This window comes from Micromonospora pallida, from assembly GCF_900090325.1.
GTDB lineage: Bacteria > Actinomycetota > Actinomycetes > Mycobacteriales > Micromonosporaceae > Micromonospora > Micromonospora pallida.
Window position 1 is genome coordinate 3,333,986 of the sequence record NZ_FMHW01000002.1, and the last position, 24,008, is coordinate 3,357,993.

At 72.4% G+C, this 24,008-nt stretch carries 16 protein-coding genes; all 16 read right to left on the bottom strand.

What is annotated here, in order from left to right; genetic code table 11:
- Positions 1-3: 3 nt before the first annotated feature.
- The gene (locus tag GA0074692_RS13225; protein WP_091644227.1) at positions 4-345 is read right to left on the bottom strand and encodes a hypothetical protein; all 342 of its coding nucleotides are present in this window, start codon (positions 343-345) and stop codon (positions 4-6) included.
- The gene (locus GA0074692_RS13230; protein ID WP_091644231.1) at positions 342-764 is read right to left on the bottom strand and encodes a YbaB/EbfC family nucleoid-associated protein; all 423 of its coding nucleotides are present in this window, start codon (positions 762-764) and stop codon (positions 342-344) included. Before GA0074692_RS13230 ends, GA0074692_RS13225 begins: the two co-directional genes overlap by 4 nt.
- Positions 765-831: 67 nt before the next feature.
- Positions 832-4,095, bottom strand: coding sequence for a hypothetical protein (locus tag GA0074692_RS13235; RefSeq protein WP_091644235.1), 3,264 nt, complete (start codon positions 4,093-4,095; stop codon positions 832-834).
- Between the two features lie 2 nt (positions 4,096-4,097).
- Positions 4,098-4,469, bottom strand: coding sequence for a hypothetical protein (locus GA0074692_RS13240; RefSeq protein ID WP_091644239.1), 372 nt, complete (start codon positions 4,467-4,469; stop codon positions 4,098-4,100).
- Between the two features lie 203 nt (positions 4,470-4,672).
- On the bottom strand, positions 4,673-4,960 hold the full coding sequence (locus GA0074692_RS13245; protein WP_091644242.1) for a WXG100 family type VII secretion target: 288 nt from the start codon (positions 4,958-4,960) through the stop codon (positions 4,673-4,675).
- Between the two features lie 69 nt (positions 4,961-5,029).
- The gene (locus GA0074692_RS13250; RefSeq protein WP_091644246.1) at positions 5,030-5,347 is read right to left on the bottom strand and encodes a WXG100 family type VII secretion target; all 318 of its coding nucleotides are present in this window, start codon (positions 5,345-5,347) and stop codon (positions 5,030-5,032) included.
- Positions 5,348-5,464: 117 nt separating this feature from the next.
- Positions 5,465-6,796 carry a type VII secretion protein EccB gene (eccB, locus tag GA0074692_RS13255; RefSeq protein ID WP_091644251.1) on the bottom strand — a complete coding sequence of 444 codons (1,332 nt, stop codon included), beginning with the start codon at positions 6,794-6,796 and terminating at the stop codon, positions 5,465-5,467.
- A gap of 1 nt (position 6,797) precedes the next feature.
- Positions 6,798-8,177, bottom strand: a complete 1,380-nt coding sequence (eccD, locus tag GA0074692_RS13260) for a type VII secretion integral membrane protein EccD (protein WP_091644254.1) — start codon at positions 8,175-8,177, stop codon at positions 6,798-6,800.
- A 133-nt stretch (positions 8,178-8,310) separates the two neighbouring features.
- Entirely contained in the window at positions 8,311-8,748 is a 438-nt protein-coding gene (locus tag GA0074692_RS13265) for a WXG100 family type VII secretion target (RefSeq protein WP_091644259.1), read from the bottom strand.
- Positions 8,749-8,867: 119 nt separating this feature from the next.
- A complete protein-coding gene (locus GA0074692_RS13270; protein WP_141725270.1) occupies positions 8,868-10,943 on the bottom strand; it encodes a hypothetical protein in 2,076 nt (691 codons plus the stop codon).
- Positions 10,940-14,914, bottom strand: a complete 3,975-nt coding sequence (gene eccCa, locus GA0074692_RS13275) for a type VII secretion protein EccCa (protein WP_091644265.1) — start codon at positions 14,912-14,914, stop codon at positions 10,940-10,942. The genes GA0074692_RS13270 and eccCa overlap by 4 nt, the downstream gene beginning before the upstream one ends.
- 108 nt (positions 14,915-15,022) lie before the next feature.
- Positions 15,023-15,532 carry a hypothetical protein gene (locus GA0074692_RS13280; RefSeq protein WP_141725271.1) on the bottom strand — a complete coding sequence of 170 codons (510 nt, stop codon included), beginning with the start codon at positions 15,530-15,532 and terminating at the stop codon, positions 15,023-15,025.
- A 36-nt stretch (positions 15,533-15,568) separates the two neighbouring features.
- Positions 15,569-19,030 carry a right-handed parallel beta-helix repeat-containing protein gene (locus tag GA0074692_RS13285; RefSeq protein WP_091644270.1) on the bottom strand — a complete coding sequence of 1,154 codons (3,462 nt, stop codon included), beginning with the start codon at positions 19,028-19,030 and terminating at the stop codon, positions 15,569-15,571.
- A gap of 115 nt (positions 19,031-19,145) precedes the next feature.
- The gene (locus GA0074692_RS13290) at positions 19,146-20,993 is read right to left on the bottom strand and encodes a hypothetical protein (RefSeq protein WP_091644275.1); all 1,848 of its coding nucleotides are present in this window, start codon (positions 20,991-20,993) and stop codon (positions 19,146-19,148) included.
- Complete coding sequence (locus GA0074692_RS13295; protein WP_091644279.1) at positions 20,990-22,246, bottom strand: hypothetical protein; 1,257 nt, start codon at positions 22,244-22,246, stop codon at positions 20,990-20,992. Before GA0074692_RS13295 ends, GA0074692_RS13290 begins: the two co-directional genes overlap by 4 nt.
- A gap of 85 nt (positions 22,247-22,331) precedes the next feature.
- The gene (locus GA0074692_RS13300) at positions 22,332-23,747 is read right to left on the bottom strand and encodes a glycosyltransferase family 2 protein (protein ID WP_091644283.1); all 1,416 of its coding nucleotides are present in this window, start codon (positions 23,745-23,747) and stop codon (positions 22,332-22,334) included.
- Positions 23,748-24,008: the final 261 nt, after the last annotated feature.

A 24,008-nucleotide genomic window follows, 5' to 3' on the forward strand; every position in this document is an offset into this window, starting at 1 on the left:
GGATCAACCCCGCGCGCCACCGCTCATGTCCGGGACCATTTCGTTGATGGTGGCCTCGGTGTTCTCCCCGACACGGAAAACGTTGTGCAACTTCTCGCCCTGGAATCCGGCCGCCGCGGCCAGCTTGGCGTACGCCGCGAGCACGATGACCCCGATCACTTGCTGCACGGCCGCGCGGGCCTGCAGGCTCAGTTCGTCGTCCGCGGGGACGCCGGCCGCCCACCGGCACTCGGCGATCTGGCGCACCGGGTCCACCGTGCCGATCAGGTGGTCCTTGAACTGGAGCACCGCCGGCACATTCTGGAGCAGGATATCCCCGTGGTGCTCGATCCGTTGCCCGCTCATGACGCCGCCGGCCCGGTCCGCCGGTCGGCACCGCCGGAAACCATGCTGGCGATGCCCTCGACAAGTTCCTCGATGCTCCCGGCCGACTGCGCGGCGTCGTCGAGGCCGGTGAGGTGACGCGTCAGCTCGGCGGTGCCGGCCATCGTCTTGCGCTGGGCCTTCTCGCGGGCGGTCCGTGCCGTCGTCACGATCAGGTCGGCCAGCTCGGCCGGCGCGAGTCGCCGGTAGGCGTCCCCGTTGAAAGTGATCCGGGTCAGCTCGCCGTGGCCACCCACGGTCACCGACAGCAGCTTCTTCTTGTCCTCCACGGTGGTCTGCGCCCGGGCCACGCGCCGGCGTACCCGTTCGGCCGCCTCGTCGACGTCCTTCAGGGCCGCACGCATCTCGGCCAACAGTCCCTCGTCGCCCAACATGCTCATCCCGACTACCTCCTCTTCTATCCCACGGCTGACCTGCGGCACCGGGTTCACGTCGGCGCAACAGTGTTCAACGGCCCCGGTACCGGCGGCGTTCGTCCTGGCTGCCGGGGCGGTCGTCGACCGGCATGCCGAACTCGTCGTCCTCGACCCGGGTGTCACGACCGCGCCGGCCGATCACCGCGGGCGCGCAGTCGGGGTCGGTACCCCAGACCTTCTCGTCCTCCTTCAGCCAGGTGCTGCGCTGACGATCACGGTCCTGTCCTTGCTGGGGTGCGCCACCCATGCCCGGCATCATCGGGGGCATGAACGGCATCCCACCGCCCGGCATACCGCCCGCGCCGGGCTGCGGGAGACCAGGGCCGGCACCTGGACCTGGGGTCAGGTTGGCCCCGACCGGGCCTCCGACGGGCACTCCCAGCTTGTCCGGGTTCAGCGCTCCGGGCGAGCCGGATACACCCGGCACCGCCGACAGGCCCCCGGTGCCGACCTGCACCCCGGGAACGTGCGGGAAGCTGGCCGAGCCGGGTCTCGTGACGTCGCCGAGTGCCGGAGGGGCGGTGATGCTCCCGGTCATACCCGGCTTCGGCGACACGTCCTTACCGTCGACGGTGGTCGGGAACGCATTCCGGTCTATTGGTGCCGACGGCCCGGTGTCGGGCCACGGCAACTTGCCCGTGTTCAGGCCCGGCACGGATCCACCCCCGCCGGTGTCGGGCCACGGCAACTTGCCCGTGTTCAGGCCCGGCACGGATCCACCCCCGCCGGAACTCCCCGACGGGTTGGGCGGCAACCCGAGTTTCGCCCGCTCTTCCGGCGACAGCGGGACATCGTCCAGCAGGCCGCCGCGTTGCAGCGCGTCGAGCTGATCCGGATTGAGCTGACCGAGATTCGTCGCACCGCCCGGCGACAGACCGTTCTTCCGCAGGTAGTCCGCCTGCTCAGCGGTCAGCGGCGCATCGTCCAGCAGCCCCGCCCCGTCCAGCCTCTGCAACTGGGACGGCGTCAGGTCACCCAACGACTGCGGCCCGTTCAGGCCGAGCTTCGCCCGCTGGTCGTTGGTGAGGGGGGTCTCGTCCAGCAGCCCGCCGCGATCCAACGCGTCGAGCTGATCCGGGCTGAGCTGACCGAGATTCGTCGCACCGCCCGGCGACAGACCGTTCTTCCGCAGGTAGTCCGCCTGCTCAGCCGTCAGCGGCACATCGTCCAGCAGCCCGGCCTTGTCCAGTTGCTCCAACTGGGACGGCGTCAGGTCACCCAACGACTGCGGCCCGGACGGCTTGCGGTTGAGCCCGAGATTGCTGGTCGGCAGGGAACTGCCCGCGCCACCACCGGTGAACGGATTCTCCAGGCCACCGCCGGCAGACGGGGTGACCGGTTTGGGGGCCGGAATGGGGGGAAGGCCGCTCGCGCCACCGCCGCCAACCACAGCATCCAAGCCGCCATTGGCGAACGGATTGCCCGCGCCACCGCCCTCGGACGGCATGCCCGACTTGACCTTCAGGTCGGTGGGAAGGCCGCCGCCGGCGCCACCACCGAACGGATTCTCCGCGCCGCCACCAAAGGAACCATCCAAGCCATTGGCGAACGGATTACCCGCACCACCACCGGCGCCCGAGTTGGGCATCAGGCTGGCGGGAAGGTCGCCGCCGGCGCCACCACCGAAGGAACCACCCAGGCCATTGGCGAACGGATTACCCGCACCACCACCCTCGGACGGCATGCCCGACTTGACCTTCAGGTCGGTGGGAAGGCCGCCGCCGACGCCACCACCGAACGGATTCTCCGCGCCACCGCCAAAGGAACCACCCAAGCCATTGGCGAACGGATTACCCGCACCACCACCGGCGCCCGAGTTGGGCATCATGCTGGCGGGCATGAAAGCACCGCCACCGGTGCCGTTGGCGAACGGGTTACCCAAGCCGCCGCCGTTGGCGAACGGGTTGCCCAAGCCGCCGCCGTTGGGGAACTGGTTGCCGAAGTTGGCTCCCACGTTCGCGAACGGGTTACCCACGTTCGCGAACGGATTGCCCACGTTCGCGAACGGGTTGCCCATGTTCGCGAAGGGGTTACCCACATTGGCAAAGGGGTTGCCCATGTTCGCGAACGGGTCGCCCCAGTTGGCGAAGGGGTTACCCATGTTCCCGAACGGGTTGTTGGCGAAGCCGCCGTTGGGCATCCCCACGTCGTTGGGCATCGGGTTCGGTGGCACCGGCTTCGGGTCGGTGATGCTCATCGGGTTGCGCGCCTCGGCGAACACCGACACCAACTTCTTCGCCGCGAGTATCGCCGGCTCGAAGGTCTTGAGGGCGTTGTCGGCCCACATCTGGCGCAGATGCTGGTCCAGCTTGTTCCACTCGGGGATGCTGAACGCGTCGAACGGGTGGTACTTCACCCACGCGGGCGGCGTCCACGTGACGATACCCGCGTCCGAGCCACCGAACTTGGTGCCACGGTATTGCGATCCCTCTTCGTCCCCGGTCTCAGCGTACTGCTGACCCAGGTCCCAGGCGTTCGACTGGCCGTCGTGCAGGTCGCCGTACTCGAGCGTGCTCTCGTTGAACATCTGGGCGATGACCCGGTACGGGTGCTGCCAGATGCCGGCCGGGTGGATCGAGGACCACTTCTCGAAGGTGTCGGCCACCGCCGTGATGAAGTCCCTCATGGCCTGCTCGACCTGGGCCAGCGAGGTGTCCCACTGCTTGGCCTGGGGCATGATGTCCGCGAGGTACTTGTTCGCCTCCTGCACCCGGTGCCGCCAGGCTGATTCGGCGGAGCCCTTGAAGTCGGGGCTCTTGGCGTTCACCGACTTGACCTGATCGGTCAGCTCGCTCGAGATCCCCAGCGCGTGGGTGGTCAGGTTGGCCAGGATCTCGCGGACCGACCCGATCGAGTCCGGGTCGAACGCCTTGTTCGGCCCGGCCACCTTGGGCAGGTCGGCGATCATCCGTTCCCACGCGTTGCCGAGCGCGACGACCGGGTTGCCGTCGGGGTTGGTCGAGTTCCCCGGGTCGGTGGTGTTGCGCTCCTGCCCCTGGGTGTCGTCCCGGCTGGTCACGCCCACCCACACCGTCACCCGGGTGATGTGTTTGTACACCCCTTTCTGCTTCCACCGGTAGAAGGTGACCGCGTCCTTGTTGTACTCCGGCATCCACCCGCCGATTACGTTTGATTTGAGGGTGCTCGTCTGGGTGATCAGCCAGTAACCGGGGCCCTTGATGGTCCGCGGTCGGAAGTTGTCGTTGATGGAAGCCTTTTCCCCGCCCTCTCCACCGCCGAGCACCAGCCCCAGAATGCTCGCCAGGGCATCCTCGAACGTCGCGGTGTTCGCCATGACTAACCCCCGGCTTTGGGCATGAAGTACTCGAACTGCTCGGCGCTCAGCGTGCTCGTCTGCTCGACGGCGTCGGAGTCGGCCAGCAGGAACTTGATGCCGTGCTCCAGGTTGTTGAGCTCGGTTCGCGCGCCCTTGAGCCGGTTGGCCAGGCCAGCCCGGACGACGTCGATCGCCCCCGTCAGGTCCTCCGCCTCGGTGAAGCCCTTCCCGCCGAGGCGCAGCTTGAACTGCTTGGTGATGTCGACGGTGGAATCCGGCAGAGAGCCGTACGGGTAGTTCTTGCCGTACATCAGATCGATCTCGTCGACCTGCTTGGTGTAGGTGCCGTGCAGCTTCCGCAGGTAGCTCTCGTTGATGACGATGTTCTTCATCGTGTTTCCTCTCGGATGGAGACGGGCCAGCGGGACTCGGCTGTCCGCACCCGGCCGGGGTCGAGGTCCGGACGAGTCCGTGGACAGCGGTGGGTCAGACGCGCTGGTCCACCCGGCGGTGCGGCGGACCAGCGCGCCTGACCCGGTATCGGCTCGGCGGAACTGCCGTCCCGACCTCGTGCGAGGTCAGGTTCGGCGGGGTACTAGCTGAAGATGGCCGCGCCCCGGTTGTCGCCGTGCTGGTAGTTGACGTTGATCTCCTGAAGGCGCTGCTGCCCCAGGGCCAGGGCCGCCCTCATCTCCTGCTGACCCTGGTTCCACAGCGCCTGGGCGGCCTTGTAGGCCTCCGGCGCCTGACCGTTGTTGGCTGCGGTGAACCTCGCCACCGAGGTCTGGAGGTTCGCCAGCGACTGGTCGAGCTCGCGGGTCTCCCTGGCCATCTCGTCGGCGACCGCCTGAACCGCAGCGGGATTAATGCTGTAGTTGGCCATTCTCGGCCTCCTTCTCGTTCGTCGGTCCGGGTTTCGTCGGCCCGGCTTTCACAGGTGAGGGCTCGACGGTCAGCCGGCGGCCCAGCCGCCGGCCCGCATCGCGCTGTCGTCTTCGGTCGTGGTGGTCAGTTGCGCGTACTGCTGCATGTTCTGGTTGAGCATGTCCAGGCCCGCCTGGACCTTCTGGAACCCGTTCAGCCACTGCTGGACGGCCTGGAGGAACCGCGGCGCCGCCGAGTCGCTCTGCCACTGGGCGGACAGGTTGCTGCTGGCGGCCGTTACGGCCTGCTGGCTGTTCTTGGCCTCGGCCTGCGCCTGGCCGAACGCCATGACCATGCCCTTGATGGTCGCCTCATCGGCGACAATCCCCTGCTGGTTGACTGGCATGACTCTCCTCGTCTTCTATCGGTCGTGTTGTTGCGATCGGTGGGACATGTGCTCGCGCCTGCCGTGCCGTCCGGAGGGGCGGGCCACGGCGGCGTGACGTTCGGGTACCCCGCGGCCTCACCTCCCTTCCGGCCGGACCAGCGCCGGCCCGGGGGGCAGCATGGCGACCAGCGCGGTGGGCATGACCACCGTCTGGTTGAGGGAGTAGCCCAGGGTGGTGACGTCGCCGCCCAGGATCGGGTAGGCGATCCCCCGTTCGTTGATCAGCAGGCCCTGCTGCCGCCACCGGTCGGTCTCGGCGGTGGCCGGGGGCATCAGCAGCGCTCCCCCGCCCGACGGCACCCGCACCGTCACGGCGGTCTTCCCGCCGCTGCCGCCGGTCGGCATGCCGGTCCCGCTGACCAGGACGACCGTGGGTCTCTCGTCGGCCTGCCCCGCGTACTCGACGCAGGCCACGGCGTCCTCCGGTACGGACGGTGGCATTGGCGGGTTGGCCGGCAGCGTGGTCAGCGGCCGCACCGGGCTGCGCTGGCCGGCGGCGACCAGATCGGCCGCGGTGATGGCGGTCTCCCTGGCCGCGCCCGGCGTAGCCCGCTGAAGCCGGTACTCGGTCGTGGTCAGCGGGGCCAGCCCGTCGGCGGTCATCAGGTAGTGGCCGACCGTGCCGTTGCCCATGTCCACGGCGAACATCTGGCCGATCGAGGTCGACCGGCCGGCCACCCTCGGCCCGGCGCCGCCGGCCCCGGCCACCTTCGGCGGGCCGACCGTGCCGCCCAGCGGGATCGACTCCAGCCAGGCGGTCGCCACCGGTACGGGAACCAGCAGCCCCAGCCCCAGCACGTCGGCCATCCACGGCTGGGGAAGGAGCAGCCGCCGCCCGCCCCACAGCAGGTAGGTCTTCCCGTCCGCGGTGACCGGCAGCGCCTGCCCGTCGCCGAGCGGATCGGGGGCCGCCGGCACGTCGACGTCCAGGACGATCCCGCCGGTGTCCCGGCTACAGGCCCGCCACACGCCCTGGTTGACCCGGTTGGCCGCGGGCAGCACCTGCGGCCCAGCCGGGGTACCCACCGCCGGGCCCTGCGGCACCTTGGCGAGTTTGGACGAGGACACGGTGACCGGGGTGAGTCGACCGCCGGCCAGCAGGGTGGCCGTCGCCACGTCGTTGACCAGGCGCAGCCGGCCGTCGACCAGCACGTACCGCGCCCCGGTCGCGGAGTCCACCACCAGCATCCGCGGCTGCTGCCAGCTGGTCGAGCCCGATCCCGGCATCAGCGCCCAGATCGCGACCACGCCCAGCACCAGGATCCCGAGCACGAGACCGACGATCGTGCCGGTGCGGTCCCGGCGGGTCGGTGACTCGGCGGTCTCCGGCTCGGCCCGCACCAGCGCACCGGTCACCCGGGTCATCATGTACCGCTGGGCGTCCACCTGGTCTCGACGCGACGACATGTCAGCCCACCCGCGCCCGGATCACGTCGATCAGGCCGGTGATGACCACGACGGTCGGTCCCAGGGCGGCCACCATCGCGGTGTGCGCCAGGTCGCCCATCCGTCCCCAGATCGGGTTGAACCGCCGGCCGACCGGGATCCGCGCGGCCACCCCGCACGCCACCGCCAGAACCAGGCAGCAGCCGATGGCCAGTTGGGCGGCGAGCGGACTCCGGTCCGTGGGCGCGGTCAGGCACCAGGTCGCCATGGCGACCAACGCCGGGCCGGCCAGCGCGATCCGGTGCCAGGTGCTCGTCATCGGGCGGGTGACCAGGATCTGGGCGACGGCGGCCAGCCAGGCGGCCAGCGGTGCGGCCCAGCCGGGTGCCGCCGCCAGCCACACCATCGCGGCGCCGGAGACCAGTCCGAGTGCCGCGTACAGGGCGGTCATGAACTGGTCGGCGGCGGCGGCCCGGGTGAGCACCCCGGCGGCCGGCTCCGGGTCGATGTCCTTCTGCAGGTCCGCCGGTTCGACGGGCATCTCCGGCAGGGCGAACCCGGCGAGCTTGAAGGCGGCCGACGGTACCGCCGGGCGCAGCGCCGTGGTGACGACGACCGTGATCGCGGCGATCGTGGTCCAGTCCAGCGTGGCCCTGGTGTGCAGTGCGAGCGCGGCGACGACCAGCAGCCATGCCGCCAGCAGGCCGATGGTGACCGGCCGCCAGCCGGTGCGCGGGAAGACGAACGCGGCCACCAGCAACGCGGCGACGGTGCCGGCGGTGGCACCCACGAGAATCAGCCGGGGTACGGGGGCACCGGCGACCGCGTCCAGCGCGGCGACCACCGTACCGACCACACAGGCGGCCCCCAGGATGCCGGCCGTGGCCCGGTCGGCGAGCTTGCGTACCACTGCGAAGCCCGCGACGAAGCACATCGCCGCCATCGCCGCGAGCAGCACCGGGTTCCGGGACGCGGCCGGCCACATCCGGGCGGCGGCCAGCCAGGCGGTCAGCCATGCGGCGAACAGCAGCAGGGCGGTGACCCGCGTGGTCTGCGGATGCCACAGCCCGGACCGCTTGCGGATACCCGCCGAGACGCCGTCGACGAGGTCGTCGTAGGCCAGCGGCGGAATCTGGTCGGTACGCGGACGTACGTGCACGACCTCGCCGTCGAGCAGGTCGAGATCACCGACGGTGCTCGACTCGTCGAGGGCCGGTCCGCCCAGCCGCTGCACGATCCAGCCGCTGTGCTCCAGCCCGCGATCGGCGAGGTCCGGTCCCAGCGAGCTCAGCAGGGCCGGCATCATGTCGGCCAACGGGATGTGGGTGGGCAGACTCACGTCGACCTGGCTGGTCGGTCCGACGACCAGCAGTCGGCAGAGTTCCCCGCGCTCGGCGCTCATATCCCGAACACGCCTGCGCGGTCACCGGAGTTCACGAAGTTTTTGTCCGCCCCGGGTGCTGCCTGCGGGCGGCGGGCAGCACCCGGACCGGGACCCTGCAACAGCCCGAGCGCCCGGTTGCGGCAATTGACGGTCACTCACCTTCGACCCGTCCGAGTGGGGCGATCGGCTTCTGGACAACCATGCCGCTCCTGAGTTGGCCGGGAAGAGGCTGTTCGCCGCTGGACGGCGTGGCCCAACTGCCGGCCTGCATGGCGCTGTCGTCTTCGGTCGTGGTGGTCAGTCGCGCGTACTGCTGCATGTTCAGGTTGAGCATGTTCAGGCCCTGCTGGACCTTCTGGAAGCCGGCCAGCCAGTTGTTGACGGCCTGCTGGAACTTCGGCGCGGCCGCGTCGCTCGCCCACGAGGCGGTCAGCGCCTGGTTCGCGGCCACGACGTTCGAGTGGCTGTTCCTGGCCTCGGTCTGGGCCTGAGCGAACGCCATGACCATGCCGGTGATGGTCGCCTCGTCGGCGACGATCGAGTCCAGTTTGATGCCGGGCACGGCGTATCCGGCCTGTGTCTCTGCCATGACTCTCCTTGTTCGTCATCCGGCGCGCTGCCGGCGGAAGGTGGATGATGTGGTCGGGTGTGCCGCGTCCGCCTGGTGGATCGGGCCACGGCGGCGGATCGGTTGGGCACCCGGCGGCCTCATCGCCCTTCCGGCCGGACCAGTCCCGGCCCGGCGGGCAGCAGCCGGGCCGGGACCGTGCGCTCGCCGAGGAACCAGTACTCCCGGCCGGCGGCCTGCGGTCCGGCTCCTTCCGCATCGCCGGAGTGGGCACCGGAACCGAACCAGGTGGCCGGTGTCGCGGCACGATCCAGCAGCGCCTCCGCCTCGGGCGGCAGTACCACCACGTCGAGGGTCTGGTCCTGGTTTCGTCGCCGGTCGGTGACCGACGTGACCGGGCCGAGGTCGGTGGAGAGGTGCCCGAACGCGAGCAGCAGCGCGGTCCACGCGGTGTCCGGCTCGGGCAGCCCGCGTACCAGTGGAGCGACCGTGGTGAGGCACAGGTCCCCGGAGCGCGACAGGTGCTGCCAGCGCAGCAGGTCCACGCAGGCGACCAGGGTCGGCAGCGGGTCCGGGTCGGGGCAGGCGACCGGCGGTTGGCCGTCGACCGGCGGCAGCCAGCTCAGCTCGCTGTGCCCGCGTACCGCCGGCGCCGGCTTGACCAGGTCGGCCGCGCCGATGCCCAGCCGGGCCAGCAGCCAGTGGTGCACCCGCCCGGTACGCATGGCGGTGACCGCCCAGGTCCAGGAGGCCGGCTCCCCCCGCCACCCCGACGCCGCCGCGACCGGCGGGTCGGATCCGGCTCGCGGGTCCGAGGTGGGCGGTGGATCCGACCCGGCCGGCGCGTCCGAGCCGGCCGGTTGGGGGGCGTCGGCGGCGTACAGGTCGCGCGGGTCGCGCAGGTAGTTGTACCGCGCGCCCTCCAGCCACAACGCCAGCGCGGGATGCCCCGCCGGGGCCAGGACGACGTCGTTGAGGACGATCTCGTCGGTGAGCGCGTGCAGCGTGAACCCGTGCGTCGACGCGGCGACCCGGTCGAACAGCTCCGGCAACCGGGCCGGCCCGTCGGCCTCCGGCGGCCCGTGCCACCGGCCACGGAACAGCCGGTACCCACCGCCCGGCGGGCCCTCGGCACCCTGACCCGCCGGGCTGTCGGCCGGCTCGTCCGGCGAAAGCGCGGCGTCGGGAAGGAAGTGCAGGTCACCGTCGGCGTACAGGCCGCCGAAGCGGTGCACCACCTCGACCCGCAGATGGTCGCTGGCCGCCGCGAAACCCTGCGGCAGCCCCCGGTTCAGCTCCAGGGCGTACGGGCTGTGCAGGGTCATCGGCGCGTTCGCGTGGAACAGTTCGGCCACACTCACCAGGTGGATGCCGTGGGCGTCGGCCCAGGTCAGCAGGGCACGTACCGGGGCCAGTGGATCGGGTTGACCGGCCGGTGCGGGCGGGGTGGCGCGGGCCGCGTCGAAGCGGGCCCGCGGGATGTCCGTCCACAGCACGAAGTCGACCTGGCCGGCGTAGCTGTCGGCCGCCGCGCCGTAGTTGGTCCAGAAGCCGTTCGACGCGGGCAGCGGCCGGCCGAGCCAGATGCCGTGCACGATGTGCGGGATGGTGGTGGTGTCGGGAAGTGGTGGCGTGTGCTCCGGTTGGCCCCAGAGCCGGGCGGCCCCGTCGCGCCGGAACGTGCTGACCCGGCCGGCGTCGGCGGCGAGGGCCGCCGGCTCCAGGTCGGCGGCGCTGGGGGCGGGACGCGTCATGCTCACCCGCCGCAACAGCGGCGCGACCAGGTGCGGGGCGAGCCGGCGTACGTCGGTGCCGGCGAGGAAATCCGGTGCCGGTGCCAGCCGGCGGGAGCCGAAGACGTCGCCGCCGATCCAGCGGCGCGCCAGGTTCTCCTCGGCCGCCCAGGTGTACAGGGCGGGGTAGGTCATCCGGCGCAGCCAGTCCAGCAGCCCGGTGTCGCAGGGCCAGGCGGTCGGCGCGGCGGACGGTCCGGGCAGGCAGGCCAGGGCGCGCAGCCGCCGCGCCATCTCCTCGGCCGCCGCGTACCCCGAAGCGGGATCGGCCGGCTCGGCCGCCGCGTACGCCGCAGCGTGGTCGGCGGCCTCAGCGGGCTCGGCCGACGCACACGGCTCAGCCGAGGCAGCGGGCTCGGCTGGCGCGGCAGCGCGGGCCGGTGGGGTGGGCGTACGGCGCCGGCGGGTGGCGGTGCGGGTCATCGGCCGGCCCCGGTGGGCACCACGGGCGCGGGTGCCAGTGCAGTCTGGATCAGCCGGCCGCCGCGCCGGGTGCACAGCAGCGCCCGGCCCGGGGGCAGCGGGCGCGGTTTGATGTTGCCCAGCAGCGGGCCTTCCGTCGGCGGGCAGGACAGCGCCACGTCCGGGGTGTTCAGTTCCTGGATGCGCCGCAGCAGCGGGTCCATCGACAGCCGCATCGCCCCGGCCGCCGCCCGCGCGACGACCACGTGCAGGCCGATGTCGCCGCCCTGGGGCAGCAACGGGATCAGGTTGGCCAACGGGTTCTCGTGCCCGGCGAGCAGTTCGTAGTCGTCGACCAGGACGTACAGTGCGGGGCCGGTCCACCAGTCGCGGGCGCGTAGCTGCTCAGGGGTGATGTCGGGGCCGGGAATCCGTGGCCGGAGGCCGGCCAGCGCCTCGGCGGCGGTGTCCCGGGTGCTGTCCGGCGAGACCGAGTAGCCGAGCCGGTAGGCGGCCGGTACGTCGTCGAAGAGCTGCCGCCGGTAGTCGACGGCCATGATGCGCGCCTGGGCCGGGGTGTGGCTGGCGACGATCGCGTGGGCGATGAGGCGCAGCAGGTTCGTCTTGCCGCTCTCGGTGTCCCCCAGCACGGTCAGGTGCGGCATCGCCCGGAAGTCGTGCCACACCGGCGCGAGCTGGTCCTCGTCCACGCCGAGCGCGACGCGGGCGTCCTGCGGCGCCGGCAGCTCGGCCATCGGCAGCGAGGCCGGCAGGGTGCGTACCGCGGCGGCGCGTTCCCCGGCCCAGTTGTCCGCCACCGCGGACACCAGGTGCTCGGTGGCCGCGGCGAGCCCCTCGGCCGACTGGACGCCGTCGATGCGCGGCAGCGCGCCGAGGAAGTGCAGCTTCGCGTCGGTCAGCCCGTGCCCCGGGTGGCGGGGCACCTGGGCCGCCGCGCGCAGGTCGATCCCGGACTCCACCGGGTCGCCCAGGCGCAGTTCGAGACGGGTCCCGATCTTGTCCCGCATCGACATGTGCAGCTCCGACCAGCGGCCCATGGAGATCATCACGTGCACCCCGTAGTTCAGGCCACGGGCCGCGATGTCCCGGGCCATCTCCTCGGCCGGTTCGAACTCCTGGCGCAGCACGAACCACCCGTCCACGACCAGGAACACGTCGCCGAACCGGTCCTCCGGGATGCGCCCGTCGGCCTGCGCCTGCCGGTAGGCGTCCCGGCCGTGGATGCCCAGCTCCGCGCAGCGCCGTTCCCGCTCGACGAGGATCGAGCGGACCTCGGCCACCGTGCGGCCCACCCGCTCCGCTTCGTGCCGGCCGGCGACCCCGCCGATGTGCGGCAGGCCGGCCAACCCGGCCAGCGAGCCGCCGCCGAAGTCGAGGCAGTAGAACTGCACCTGTCGCGGCGAGTGGGTCAGGGCCAGCCCGCACACCAGCGACCGCAGCAGCGTGCTCTTGCCGCTCTGCGGTCCGCCGGCCACGCCCACGTGCCCACCGACCCCGGACAGGTCCACCACGAGCAGGTCGCGCATCTGCTCGAACGGCTTGTCGATGAGACCGACCGGCACCCGCAGGTACCCCTGCTGGCCGGCGTCGATCGGACGCAGCCCGTGCTCGGGGTCGGGCAACAGCGGCGGCAGCACGTCGTCCAGGGTCGGCGCGTCCTCCAGCGGCGACATCCACACCTGGTGCGCCGGCGGACCCTGGTCGACCAGCCGGTCCACCAGCGCGTGCAGCACGGTGGTGCCGGTGTCGGTCGGCTCGTCCGATGCCAGGTCCGAGGGCGGGCGCGGCGCCGGGACGGCGGGCGCGGCGGCCCCGGCGGTGAACGCGACCACCTGGCTGGCGATCACCTCGCGGTGCAGCCCGGTGCGGCGTACCCGGTGCGGGCCGGACACGTACGCGGCCCGGAACCGGGTGATGCTGGTGACGCTGGAGCGCAGGTATCCGTTGCCCGGATCGCCCGGCAGCTCGTACGCGTCGGGTACGCCGATGACCGCCCGCGACTCCATCGCGGAGAAGGTCCGCAGCCCGATCCGGTACGACAGGTGGCCCTCCAACTGGTGGATGCGCCCGTCCTCCAGGCGCTGCGAGGCCAGCAGCAGGTGCACCGCGAGCGAACGGCCGAGCCGACCGATCATCACGAACAGCTGGATGAACTCGGGGTTGGCCGCGATCAGCTCGCTGAACTCGTCCACCACCACGAACAGGGTGGGCAGCGGGTCGAGTTCGGCACCCTGGGCCCGGGCCTTCTCGTAGTCGCGGGCGGAGGTGAAGTTGCCGGCGCTGCGCAGCAGTTCCTGCCGGCGTACCAGTTCCCCCTGCAGGGTGGTCTGCATCCGGTCGACCAGCGCGGCCTCGTCGGCCAGGTTGGTGATGAGCGCGGAGACGTGCGGCAGCCGGTCCAGCCCGACGAAGGTGGCGCCGCCCTTGAAGTCCACCAGCACGAAGTTGAGGGTCTCCGAGGAGTGGGTGGCCGCCAGGGCCAGGACCAGGGTGCGCAGCAGCTCGCTCTTGCCCGACCCGGTGGCGCCGATGAGCATGCCGTGCGGCCCCATCCCGCCCTCGGCGGACTCCTTGATGTCCAGCTCGATCGGGGATCCGTCGGCGGCCACCCCGATGGGCACCCGCAGCCGGTCGGCGGGCGAGCGGGACTCCCACCGGGCGCGTGGGTCGAAGGTGTCCAGGTCGGGGATGTCCAGCAGGTCGGGCAGGTCGAGGACGGCGCTGAGCCCGCTGGCCGGCTGCTCGCCGGTGACCTTGGTGGCGTGCCGGGCCATGATCCGGGCCAGCGTCCGCAACCGGGGCAGGTCCAGGTGGTCGGGGGCGGCGAGCCGGGTACGCACCTCCCGGCCCACGTGGTCCTTCTCGATCATGTCCACGTCGGTGGCGGACACCTCCAGGTTGAGCACGTTGTCGCCGTCGGCGAGGCCACGGCCGTCGAAGTCGACGAGGACGGCGTTGCGGTACCCGGAGACGGTCAGCCGGGCGCCCGGCGGAATGACGCCGCCGTCGCAGACCACCACGACGAACGGTTCCTCGCGGGAGGGCTGGGCGTCGCCGTCGTACCGGGAGCGGCCCGCGAACTCCGCACCCAGCAGCCGCTCCACCTCTTCCAGGGTGGTGCCGAACAGCCGTACCGGCCCGGCCACGTCTACGTCGGTGGCGTGCTTGGCGTGCGGCAGCCACTTGGCCCACTCCCACTGTTCGGCCTGCTCGGCGCCGACGCAGAGGGCCAGCCGCAGCTCGTCCGGGGCGTGGAAGGTGGCCAACTGGGCGAGCATGGCGCGCACCATGCCCCGCGCCACGTCCCGGTCGCCACTGATCCGCACGTGCGCGAAGCCGGGCAGGCACAGCGCGACGGGCTGGTCGGGCACGGTCGTGTACGCCTTGATGAACCGGCGCAACGCCTTGGCGCACACCGGTTCCAGGTCCTCCACCGGCTTGGTGTCCAGCGGGGTCATCCGCACCGCGAGCCGCTGGGCGCCGGTGCCGACCCGGATCTCGCCGAAGTCCGGATGCGTCGGCCGGCGCTCCCACAGCCGGCTGGTCATCGCCAGCGACCACAGCGACTCCGGGTCGGGGTGCCGCCAGGCCAGCGCGTCCCGCTGTTCCGCCGCGTACTGCCGGACCTGCGCCCTGGTCTGGGACAGGTAGCGGAAGTAGTCGCGCCGGTCGCCGTTGATCTGCTGCTTGCGGTTGCCGCCGGTCATCGTCATCTGGAACACGGCCATGGCCAGCATGCCGCCGCCCATCATGACCAGCATGACCATGCCCATCGGGCCTCTGAGCGAGTTGCTCATCATCATGAACATGAACCCGCCGGTCATCAGCAGGCTCGGCAGGATCATCCCGAGCGAGCGGAACCCGGCGGGCTGGACCTCCGGGACGACCGGGGGCTCCTGCAGGGTGATCTCGCCGTGCGGTAGCTCGGGTCCGTTGCGGCGGGCCGGCCGCCGGAAAGGTCTGGTGCTCACATCCGTTACACGGCTGCGAGCCGGAAAGAGTTGACCGGTACCGGGATCGATACTTTCCGCACCGCGATACGCCGCCCGCCGGCTGGGGCGAGCCGGGGGCGGCGGCGGTCAGAACGACCGTCTCCGCAGGGGCGTTCCCGCCGACCCCGGCCGGCCGTACGACCGCAGCCTCTCCGGCGGCGCCTCCGCGCTGTCCATCGCCGGGAGCACCGGCATGTCCGGCATCCCCTGCAGGTCGACGCCGACGGCGAAGGGCACCCCGCCCACGCCCTCCTCCGGCGCACCCCCCGACGCCGGCCGGGTGAGCAGCAGCTTCAGGTCGTCGTGTGCACGGTCACCGGTCCAGAACACGTCCTTCGTCGCGATCAACCGCTGGAACTCGTTGCCGCACCGGACGATGGCCCCCGCCTCCACCGAGACGTTCGGCCGCCAGACGCCGTCCCCACGGTTGTGTTCGAACCGCAGCCGCCAGCGCCGCCCGCTCGCCGACGCCGACATCCCGGCCCCCAGTTCGAGCGTCTTCTGGACGTCGCCGGAGAACACCAGCCGCTGCGCGAAGAGGGACTCCTTGCTTACCACGGTGATCTGCCACGTACCGCTCATACTCACTGCCGACATCTTTCGGGCACCTTCTCTCGTCGCCACGGAGGCGGGTCAGGCGGCCAGGGCTGCCCGCACGTCGGCGGCGAACAACTGGCGCATGTCGTCGACGGTCGGCGCGGCGGTGCCGCGCAACCGGTTGGCCTGCTTGGTGATGGTGCGTTCGAGCAGTTGGCGGGCGTACCGGCCGTTACCGAAGCTCTCGTCCCGGGTCAGGCTGTCGAAGTGCTCCGACAGCACCGAAAGGCAGTCGTTGCTGAAGTCGAAGCCGCTGTCCCGGGCCAGCGTCTGCACGATGGACACCAGTTCCGAGGCGGTGTACGACTCGAACGGGACCTGCCGGCTGAACCGGGAGGCTAGGCCCACGTTGTTGGCCAGGAACCGGCGCATGTCCCCGGTGTACCCGGCCACGATCACCACGATGTCGTCCCGATGGTCCTCCATCAGCTTCACCAGCGTGTCGATGGCCTCCCGACCGAAGTCGTTGCCCTGGCCGGCCAGCGCGTACGCCTCGTCGACGAAGAGCACGCCGCCGCGCGCCCGGTTGAACACGTCGGTGGTCTTGACGGCGGTGTGCCCGACGTACTCGCCGACCAGGTCGGCCCGGGAAACCTCGACGAGCTGCCCGGTGCGTAGCACACCCATCGCGTTGAGCAGTTGCCCGTACAGTCGGGCCACGCTGGTCTTGCCGGTGCCGGGCGCCCCGGCGAAGACCAGGTGCCGGGAGATCGTCGGCGCGGGCAGGCCGGCCCGGGTCCGGGCCTCGGTGGAGGCGATCAGGTCGATGACGTCGCTCACCTCGCGCTTGACCGCGTCCAGGCCGACCATCGCGTTCAGCTTGCCGAGCAGGTCCTGGACGGCCTGCGCCACGCCGGCCGCCGCCGACGGCGCGGCCGCCGGTTCGCCCAGGTCCTCCGGCAGCAGCCGGGCCAGTTCGAGATCCGGGGCCTGCGGGTTGTTCGACAGCCGGTACGCCTGACGCCCCAGCATGTCCTCGAAGACCTGCCGGGCCACCCGGGCGTTGCCGAAGGTCTCGTTGCGGGGCATGTCGCTGAAGTGGCGCACCAGGGCCTGCCGGGTCTCGTACTCCAGCGCGTAGTGGTGGGCGCGGCAGAGCCGCTCGACGATCTCGGCCAGTTCGTCGTCGGCGTAGCTGTCGAACTGGATGGTGCGGGCGAAGCGGGACTCCAGGCCCGGGTTGGCGGCCAGGAAGGTACGCATGTTCGGGGTGTAGCCGGCGACCACCACGACCACCTCGTCCCGGTGGTCCTCCATCAGCTTGACCAGGGTGTCGATGGCCTCCCGGCCGAAGTCGTGGCCGCCGCCCCCACCGGCCGAGAGCGTGTACGCCTCGTCGATGAACAGCACCCCACCCAGGGCCTCCTCGAACCGGGCCGTGGTCTTCACCGCGGTGCCGCCGACGTGCTCGGCGACCAGGTCGCTGCGAGACACCTCGACCAGTTGCCCGCTGGAGAGCACCCCGAGGGTGGCCAGGATCCGGGCGAAGATGCGGGCCACGGTGGTCTTGCCGGTGCCGGGCGGCCCGGCGAAGACCAGGTGCCGGGACATGGGCGGTACGTGCAGCCCGGCCTCCCGGCGACGCTTGGCGATCTGGTTGAGCCCGACCAGGGTGGCCACCTCGTGTTTGACGCCGGCCAGGCCGACCAGCCCGTCCAGTTCGCGCAGCAGCGCGGCCACCGGACCGTCCGCCTCCCCGCCGCCGCCCGGCGCGCTGCCCGGCGTGCCGGCGCCGGGACCACCGCCGGCGGGCACCGCCGGAGCGGGTGACCCGACGTCGGACGGCGCGGGGCCCGACGGGTGGGCACGGGGCGGTTTCCCGGACGGGGTGACGTCCGACTCGGTGCCTCCGGTCGGGGTGGGAGCGGACTTCGGCGCATCGCCGGCCGCCGGCGCGTCCGGCCGACCGGCCCCGGGCGGCGGGAGGGAGATCGGGCGTCCGTTGTGGCCGGTGTCCACGTTGAGCAGTTCGACCGCGGCGGTCGGGCTCGGCGCGTCCACGGCGACGCCGCCGTTGCCGCGTACCACCCCGCCGTGAAGCCGCACCGGCGCATCGGTCTCCACCACGACACCCGGCCCCTGGTTGCCGACGATCTCGCAGTCCGTCGCGGTGACGGTGCTGCCGGCGCCGGCTCGGATCCCCGGGCCGCGACTGCCGCTGATCCGGCTGCGGGACAGGGTGGCCGCGCTGCGGCCGCCGGTCAGCACGCCCGCCCCGCCCGACTCCTCCACGGCCATCGAGGACAGCGTGGGCCGGGCGTTCCCGGCCACCTCCACGCCGACCCGGCAGCCGGTGATCCGGGAGTTGGACAGCACGGTGGTCGCGCTGTCGGCGAGCTTCGCCCCGGCGGTCCGTGCCCCGGTGACCTGGCCGTTGGAGAACCGGCCGGCTCCGCCGGTCGCGTGCAGGCCGTACCGGACGCCCTCGATGGTCAGGCTGTGCAGTTGCGGTTCGGCTTCCTGCTCGATCGCCACGCCGATGGGGACGTCGCGTACCCCGACCCCGTCCAGCCGCGCCTTCGACCGGCCGGTCAGGAACACTCCAGCGTCCGCGCAGTCCGCCACGGCACCGCCGGTGAGGTGCGGCGTCGCCGTGCCGTTGACCACCACCCCGGCCGCGCCGCACTCGCGCACCTCACAGTTGGTGAGCGTCGGCGCAGAGGTGTCCCGGCAGTCGAGGCCGTGGCCCCGGGCCCGGGTGAGGCGCGTGTCGGACAGCGCGGGCGACGCCTGCGCCATGGTCACCACGGCGTGCACCCGGGCGTCCCGGATCTCGCAGCGTTCCAGCACCGGGGCCGCCCGGTCGCTGACGAGCAGCCCGACCTCTCCACCGGACACCGTGGTCCCGGTCAGGTGCGGCCGAGCGGCCTGCTGCGCGACGACGGCGTACTGACCGACCTCGTCGATGCGGCAGTCCTCCAGGCGCGGGGCGCTGGCGCCCACGGCCAGGAGCGCCGCCTCCGCGACCCCGGTGAACGTGCAGTCCCGGAACACCGGGGCGCTCGACCCGGCCGTCATGATCGCGCACTTGGCGACGCCGTTCACGCGCACGCGGGTGTACTCGCCCGCGCCGGCCTCGTGGACGACACCCGCCCCGCCGGAATTGCCGATCGCGCCGCCACGCATCTCCACGGTGCCACCGCGTACGTGGATCGCGGCCGCCGCCGTGGCGTCGACGGTGCACGCCTCCAGGCGGACCCGGCCGGCCGCCACCTGGAGCAGCGGCATCCGCTCGTCGCCGCCACGGATGGCGATGTCCTGGATTAGGATCTCGCCCCCGGCGGCCAGGATGACCCCGCCCGGGGGCACCTCGATGGTGACGGTGCCCGGTCCGTCCTCGGCGACCAGGACGACGTTCCGGCGGAACAGCGGCGCCTCGCGGTACACGCCGGGGCGTACCGCGACGGTGTCGCCGGGCGCCGCCGACTCCAGGGCCCGGGAGATGTCGGTGAGGCATCCGGTGTCCCTGGCCGACACCGACAGCACGCTGGTGGTCACGGGTTCGCTCCTTGCTGACTGTCGCCGCCGGGGGTGTTGCCGCCGGGAATGGTGCCGGCGTGGGGCGGGCCGCCGGGGCCGGACCGGAGGAGGCCGGGGACCGTCTCCTCGTACATCACGCGCCGCCCGGCCCGGGTTCGATGGCGAACGGGCGGTCGCCGGCCGCGAAGCCGAGCGGCCACGGCAGCGGCGCGGGCGCCGCGCGCTGCGGCTGGGCGGCGAGCGCGTCGCGCAGCTTGCCGGCCACCCGCTCGTCGAGCCCGACGTCGCGGTGCCCGGAGACGACCTCCCGCAGCAGTACGTACGGCGAGCCGTCCGGCCCCTCGTCGACGCCGAGCACCGCGAAGCGGGAACCGGCGGCGAACATGGCCCGCCCGGCCCGTACGCCCGCCCCGTCCGCGATACCCAGTTGGTCCAGCCGCCGCGCGGTGGCCGACCAGATCGCGTACCGGCCCGCGTCGCCCTCGGTGCCGCCGTGGCACGACACCGTGGTGAACGCCGGCTCCACCAGCAGTTCCCCGGGGCGGTACCGGGTGACGTCCAAGCCGGCGGGTGGCGCGGCGAAGACGGGTCCCCCGACGGCCGGCAACTGCTCCAGCCCGGCGCAGGCACACCGGGCCAGCAACTGGACGTCCTCGTCGGGCGTACCTCCACCGCGCAGCGCGCCGTTGACCCGCTCGCCCACCCCGTCGAGCAGAGCCAGCACCGTGACCAGCCCGGCCATCACGTCGTGCGCGCCGACCGCGCTGCGCAGCCCCGGATGCAGCGACAGCGCCCGGGCCACCGTCCGGGAGTGGGCCTGGAACTTCCAGCCCAGCACGGTACGCAGCCGCTCCCGGTCCGCCTCGTCGGTGCGGGCCCGTACCCCGAACCACGCCGCCCCCCGGTTGGCGGGTGACGCCGGCGGACCGACGGCCGCGCCGTGCGCCGGGGCATCGGCGGCCTCCTGGCCGGTTGTCCGGGTTTGCGTGGTGTCCGGGCCGACCGCGGGCGCCTCCGTGCTGGCCGGGGCGGTCACCGGAGCGTCCGTGGTGTCCGGCGTAACCGCAGCCGGGGCGGACGTGGTCGGGGTGGCGGCATCCGGGTCCGCGATCAGCGGCCGGCGGGTGTCCAGCTCCAGCCGGGGCACGTCGAATTCGGGCAACACCAGGCGCTGGACGCCGAGGTCGGGCCGGGGCAGCTCGATCACCGGAAGCGCCAGGCTCTGCACCTCGAACACCGCCGGCGAGGGCAGATCGGTCCCGGATTCCGGTGCCGCAGCGGGTGACGGGGCGTCCGCCGGGTCGACCGGCGACGGGGCGGTCCCTGGACCGGTGGTCGCGGGCGACGGCACCGGGGACGGCGGCTGCTGGTCGCGGCCGGGCACCCGGCCGGTCGGGGCGGGGCGGACGCGTACCGGCCCCAGCGGAGGCAGGACGTGACCTGCCGGCTCTGGTTCGTCCCCGCCGCCCGGGCGCCAGCACCAGAACAGCCCGTTCGTGGAGGCGCGCCCGAAGGTGAAGCGGATGCCGGCGTCCGAGGCGTAGACCGGGGCCCCCAGGCCGACCGCGAGCTGGTGCAGCACCGGCCCGGTCCCGTCGACCGACGCGGGCCGCCGGGTGACCAGCAGCACCGGCCGACCCCGCCAGCGGGGGCAGTGCCAGATCGTCTGGGCCAGGTCGGCGGCGGCCACCGGCCGGCCGTCCAGCCGGAAACCGGACCGGCCGGCCTCGACCGCGAGCGCGAACCAACCCGCCGGGCCAGGGGTGACCGATCCCGGTGCCTCCCACGGCCCCGGATCGAGCACCGGCACCCGCGCACCGGCGTCCGGCAGGATGCGCGCGACGGCGGCGCCCACCGCCTGCGACGCCTGTCGCAGGTACCGCGCCACGTGCTTTCCGACCGGTACGCCCTGGGCCGGCTGCGACACCTTCCAGGACGACGGCAGGGGTCCCCGGTGCCGCAGGGCCAGCATTTCGGTCACGGCGACACCGGCCGGAGCGCACCGGCGTCCGGCCTCGCCTCGGGCGCCGCGTCGGGCAGCTCCAGGTGGGCCGGTGTCACGCCGTCGGGCGACAGGATGTCGGACGAGGGAGCGTCGGCCGGTGCTAGCGGGTCGTCGTCGGCACCGGGTGCCTGCCAGACGACCGCCTCGGCGTCGGGACGGCACAGGTGCACCAGGGCACGGTGCACGGAGATCTCGTCCAGCGGCTCGGCGGGCTCGCCCCCGGCCAGGTGCGTGACCAACTGCGGATCCGGCGCTAGGCCGTAGTTCTCCAGGTAGTAACCGACCGCCTCGCTCCACAGCCAGGTCCCGTCGGTGCGCAGGTGCATCGGTACCACGTCGCCCCGGTCCGGGTCCAGGATGTCGGGCATCGCGGCGCTGCTCCACGCGATGACCACCCCGGCGCGCAGCGCGGCGAGCAGTTCGTCGCGTTCCGTGCCGTCGGAGACCACCGGCCGGTTGGTGGCGAACCACGGGCCGCGTACCGGATCGACGCCGTCGAAGAGCCGGGCGGTGGTCACCGGCGCGGCCAGCCGCGCCGCCCACAGCAGGGCACCGCAGGAGCGAGCGAGGGTCTGGTAGTACGGCGCGCCCAGCCCGGCCCAGCAGACCTCGACCTGGGCCTCGTCGTCCCCGGCCTCGACCATGACCTGTCGTAGCTGGGCGCTGGCGGCGGGAAGGGAGTCCATGGCGCCGTCGACGCTGACCACGACCACCCGTACCGGGTCCTGCCAGGGCCGGGCGGTGGACGGCATCCGCCACGCCCGCCACACCGCGCGTACCGTCGGGATCGCCGACGCCGCGGCCAGCAACGCCCGGTCGATCGGGTCGAGGAGGTCGACCGGGTCGGCGGTGCGGTCCTGCGGGAGCACCATCGAGGCCAGCTCTTCCTGCGTGGTCGGCAGGTCGGACAGGAACTGCCACGGTGCCGGCGGGCGTTCCCCGCGCAGTTCCTCCAGCGCCAGACCGAGGTCGAGGTCGCCGCCGCTGAGCACCAGTTCCTCGCGCAGCGCCGCGATCTCGTCGGCGTCCAGTTGCAGCGGCTGGGAGACCGCCTCGAAGGCGACCGCCTGTACGACGTCCAGCCGCCGGCCGGCGGCCAGCGCGTCCCGCGCGTCGGTCAGCACCCGGTCCGGCAGCGAGCCGGCCAACCGGAGCAGCAACGCGTGCATCGACTCGTCACGTTCGTCGTCCCGTGTCACCTCCGGTGCCACGTCCAAGTCCGTGTCCACGCGTCCTCCTTCGCCGTGTCCGGGGTTCATCTGTGGCACGCCCGGCGCGCCAGCAGGGTTCACGCCTGCCCCGGCCCGGATTCGCCTACTTGTGCCGCCACCACGACTCGGTGCTGGTCCGGTCGTCCTTGCGAAACTCCGTGCTGACCTGGCGGCCGTGCACGATCATTCCCGCGTACCAGGTGCGGGCCACGTAGTTGAACGGACCCATGTCGAGGGGGCCGGCCTCCCGGGCGTTGGTGACGCAGAACTCGAACAGGTCCCGGCAGAACTCCAGCACCGTCTCCCGCCGGCCACCGGTGAGCCCGGCGTTGAGCAGGTGGGCACCCCGGTTGTCGGACAGGAACTGCAACAGCTTGGCGCTGCCGCCGTGCTGGTACACCATCCACGGGATGCACAGCGGCGCCGGCTCGTCGCCCACGTACAGCCGGTCCTCCATCTCCGGGAACGGATCGCGCAGCATCTCCACGTCGGTGCCGTCGACGCACCACACCTGGTCGATCTCGGGGTGCTCACGCAGGTACCGCCAGCAGCACAGCCAGCGGTGGAAGTACGGCGAGCCGCCCTCCCCGCCCGGCGTCACCCGCACGTGCGTGACCAGGTCGGTGTCCGGCTCGTCGTCGAAGCAGTCGTGCAGCACCACCAACCGCTGCCCGTGCCGCTCGACGGAGCGGCGCAACTCGGCCAGGTCGGCGTAGTTCGGGGTCCAGGTGACGCCGCGCTGCGGGTCGGGCTGCGCGGTGAGGTACGTGGTCAGCACCACGTTCCGCGTCGCCGCCGCACCGACCGGGACGGTACGGAACTCGCGGTACTCGGTCGAGGTGTAGCTGGCCTCCGACCGGGTCTTGAGATTGCGCACCAGGGTGAAGCGCTCGATGTCGGACACGCTGGAGCCGACCCTGGTGCGTTCGTCGCAACTGAAGATGAGGTCTCCGCTGCCGACCACGTCGGCGAACCGGAACGAGGTCAGGCCGGCGTTGTAGATCCGGTTGGAGAGGTCCAGGTGCTCGTACCCCCACCGGCCGTACCGGGTGTCGTACCCGCCCACCCGGTCCAGCACCCGCCGGTCGAAGTAGAGCATGCAGCCACGCGGATGGGTGTACGCCCGCAGCTCCGCGTCCCGGTAGATCTCCACCGCGTCGGTCAGCCGGCCAAGTGGGGTGTCGGTGAACATGTACATCAGATGCGGCTCGGGACTCTCGATGTACGGCCGCTCCCAGCCGTCCACGAGCGGCCAGCAGTCGTCGTCGAACAGGAACAGGTGGGTGCAGCCCCGCTCGACCAGTAGTTCCAGGCACTTGTTCTTGGCCCGGGCGATACCGACGTTGGTGTCGAAACGGAACGTCGCCTCCTCCACCGGCTCGTCGCTGGCGTCGTCGACCACGACGATCGCGGCGCCGCTCGGCGCGTACTTGCGGATCGCCTCCAAAGCGGTACGGAGCACCGCGCCCCGGTTGTGCGTCGTGACCCCGATGCCCACCGTCGGGAAGTCCGTCTCCATGCCCACCTCTTCGGTCGGGGCGCCACGGCGCCGTCGCTCGGGCCGCCGCCGCCAGGCCGTGGTACCGGTCGTCGGGGCGGTGCCGGACGACCACGCGCCGCCTGCCCGTACCGTCGCCGGGTGCGAGGGCGTCCACGTGGGTCACGGCATCAGGGCACCGTCGGGTTCACCGGTCGACCCGCGAGCCACCGCCCGGCGCGGCGTGGGCCGCAGGTCCCGCGCGGGGCGTAGGGACAGCCCTCTCCAACTCGCGGGCTCGCC

What these genes read in the sequence shown, in the direction of transcription:
- GA0074692_RS13225 (WP_091644227.1), bottom strand. Translation starts at nt 345, where the DNA reads ATGAGCGGGCAACGGATCGAGCACCACGGGGATATCCTGCTCCAGAAT.
- GA0074692_RS13230 (WP_091644231.1), bottom strand. Translation starts at nt 764, where the DNA reads ATGAGCATGTTGGGCGACGAGGGACTGTTGGCCGAGATGCGTGCGGCC.
- GA0074692_RS13235 (WP_091644235.1), bottom strand. Translation starts at nt 4,095, where the DNA reads ATGGCGAACACCGCGACGTTCGAGGATGCCCTGGCGAGCATTCTGGGG.
- GA0074692_RS13240 (WP_091644239.1), bottom strand. Translation starts at nt 4,469, where the DNA reads ATGAAGAACATCGTCATCAACGAGAGCTACCTGCGGAAGCTGCACGGC.
- GA0074692_RS13245 (WP_091644242.1), bottom strand. Translation starts at nt 4,960, where the DNA reads ATGGCCAACTACAGCATTAATCCCGCTGCGGTTCAGGCGGTCGCCGAC.
- GA0074692_RS13250 (WP_091644246.1), bottom strand. Translation starts at nt 5,347, where the DNA reads ATGCCAGTCAACCAGCAGGGGATTGTCGCCGATGAGGCGACCATCAAG.
- eccB (WP_091644251.1), bottom strand. Translation starts at nt 6,796, where the DNA reads ATGTCGTCGCGTCGAGACCAGGTGGACGCCCAGCGGTACATGATGACC.
- eccD (WP_091644254.1), bottom strand. Translation starts at nt 8,177, where the DNA reads ATGAGCGCCGAGCGCGGGGAACTCTGCCGACTGCTGGTCGTCGGACCG.
- GA0074692_RS13265 (WP_091644259.1), bottom strand. Translation starts at nt 8,748, where the DNA reads ATGGCAGAGACACAGGCCGGATACGCCGTGCCCGGCATCAAACTGGAC.
- GA0074692_RS13270 (WP_141725270.1), bottom strand. Translation starts at nt 10,943, where the DNA reads ATGACCCGCACCGCCACCCGCCGGCGCCGTACGCCCACCCCACCGGCC.
- GA0074692_RS13280 (WP_141725271.1), bottom strand. Translation starts at nt 15,532, where the DNA reads ATGTCGGCAGTGAGTATGAGCGGTACGTGGCAGATCACCGTGGTAAGC.
- GA0074692_RS13300 (WP_091644283.1), bottom strand. Translation starts at nt 23,747, where the DNA reads ATGGAGACGGACTTCCCGACGGTGGGCATCGGGGTCACGACGCACAAC.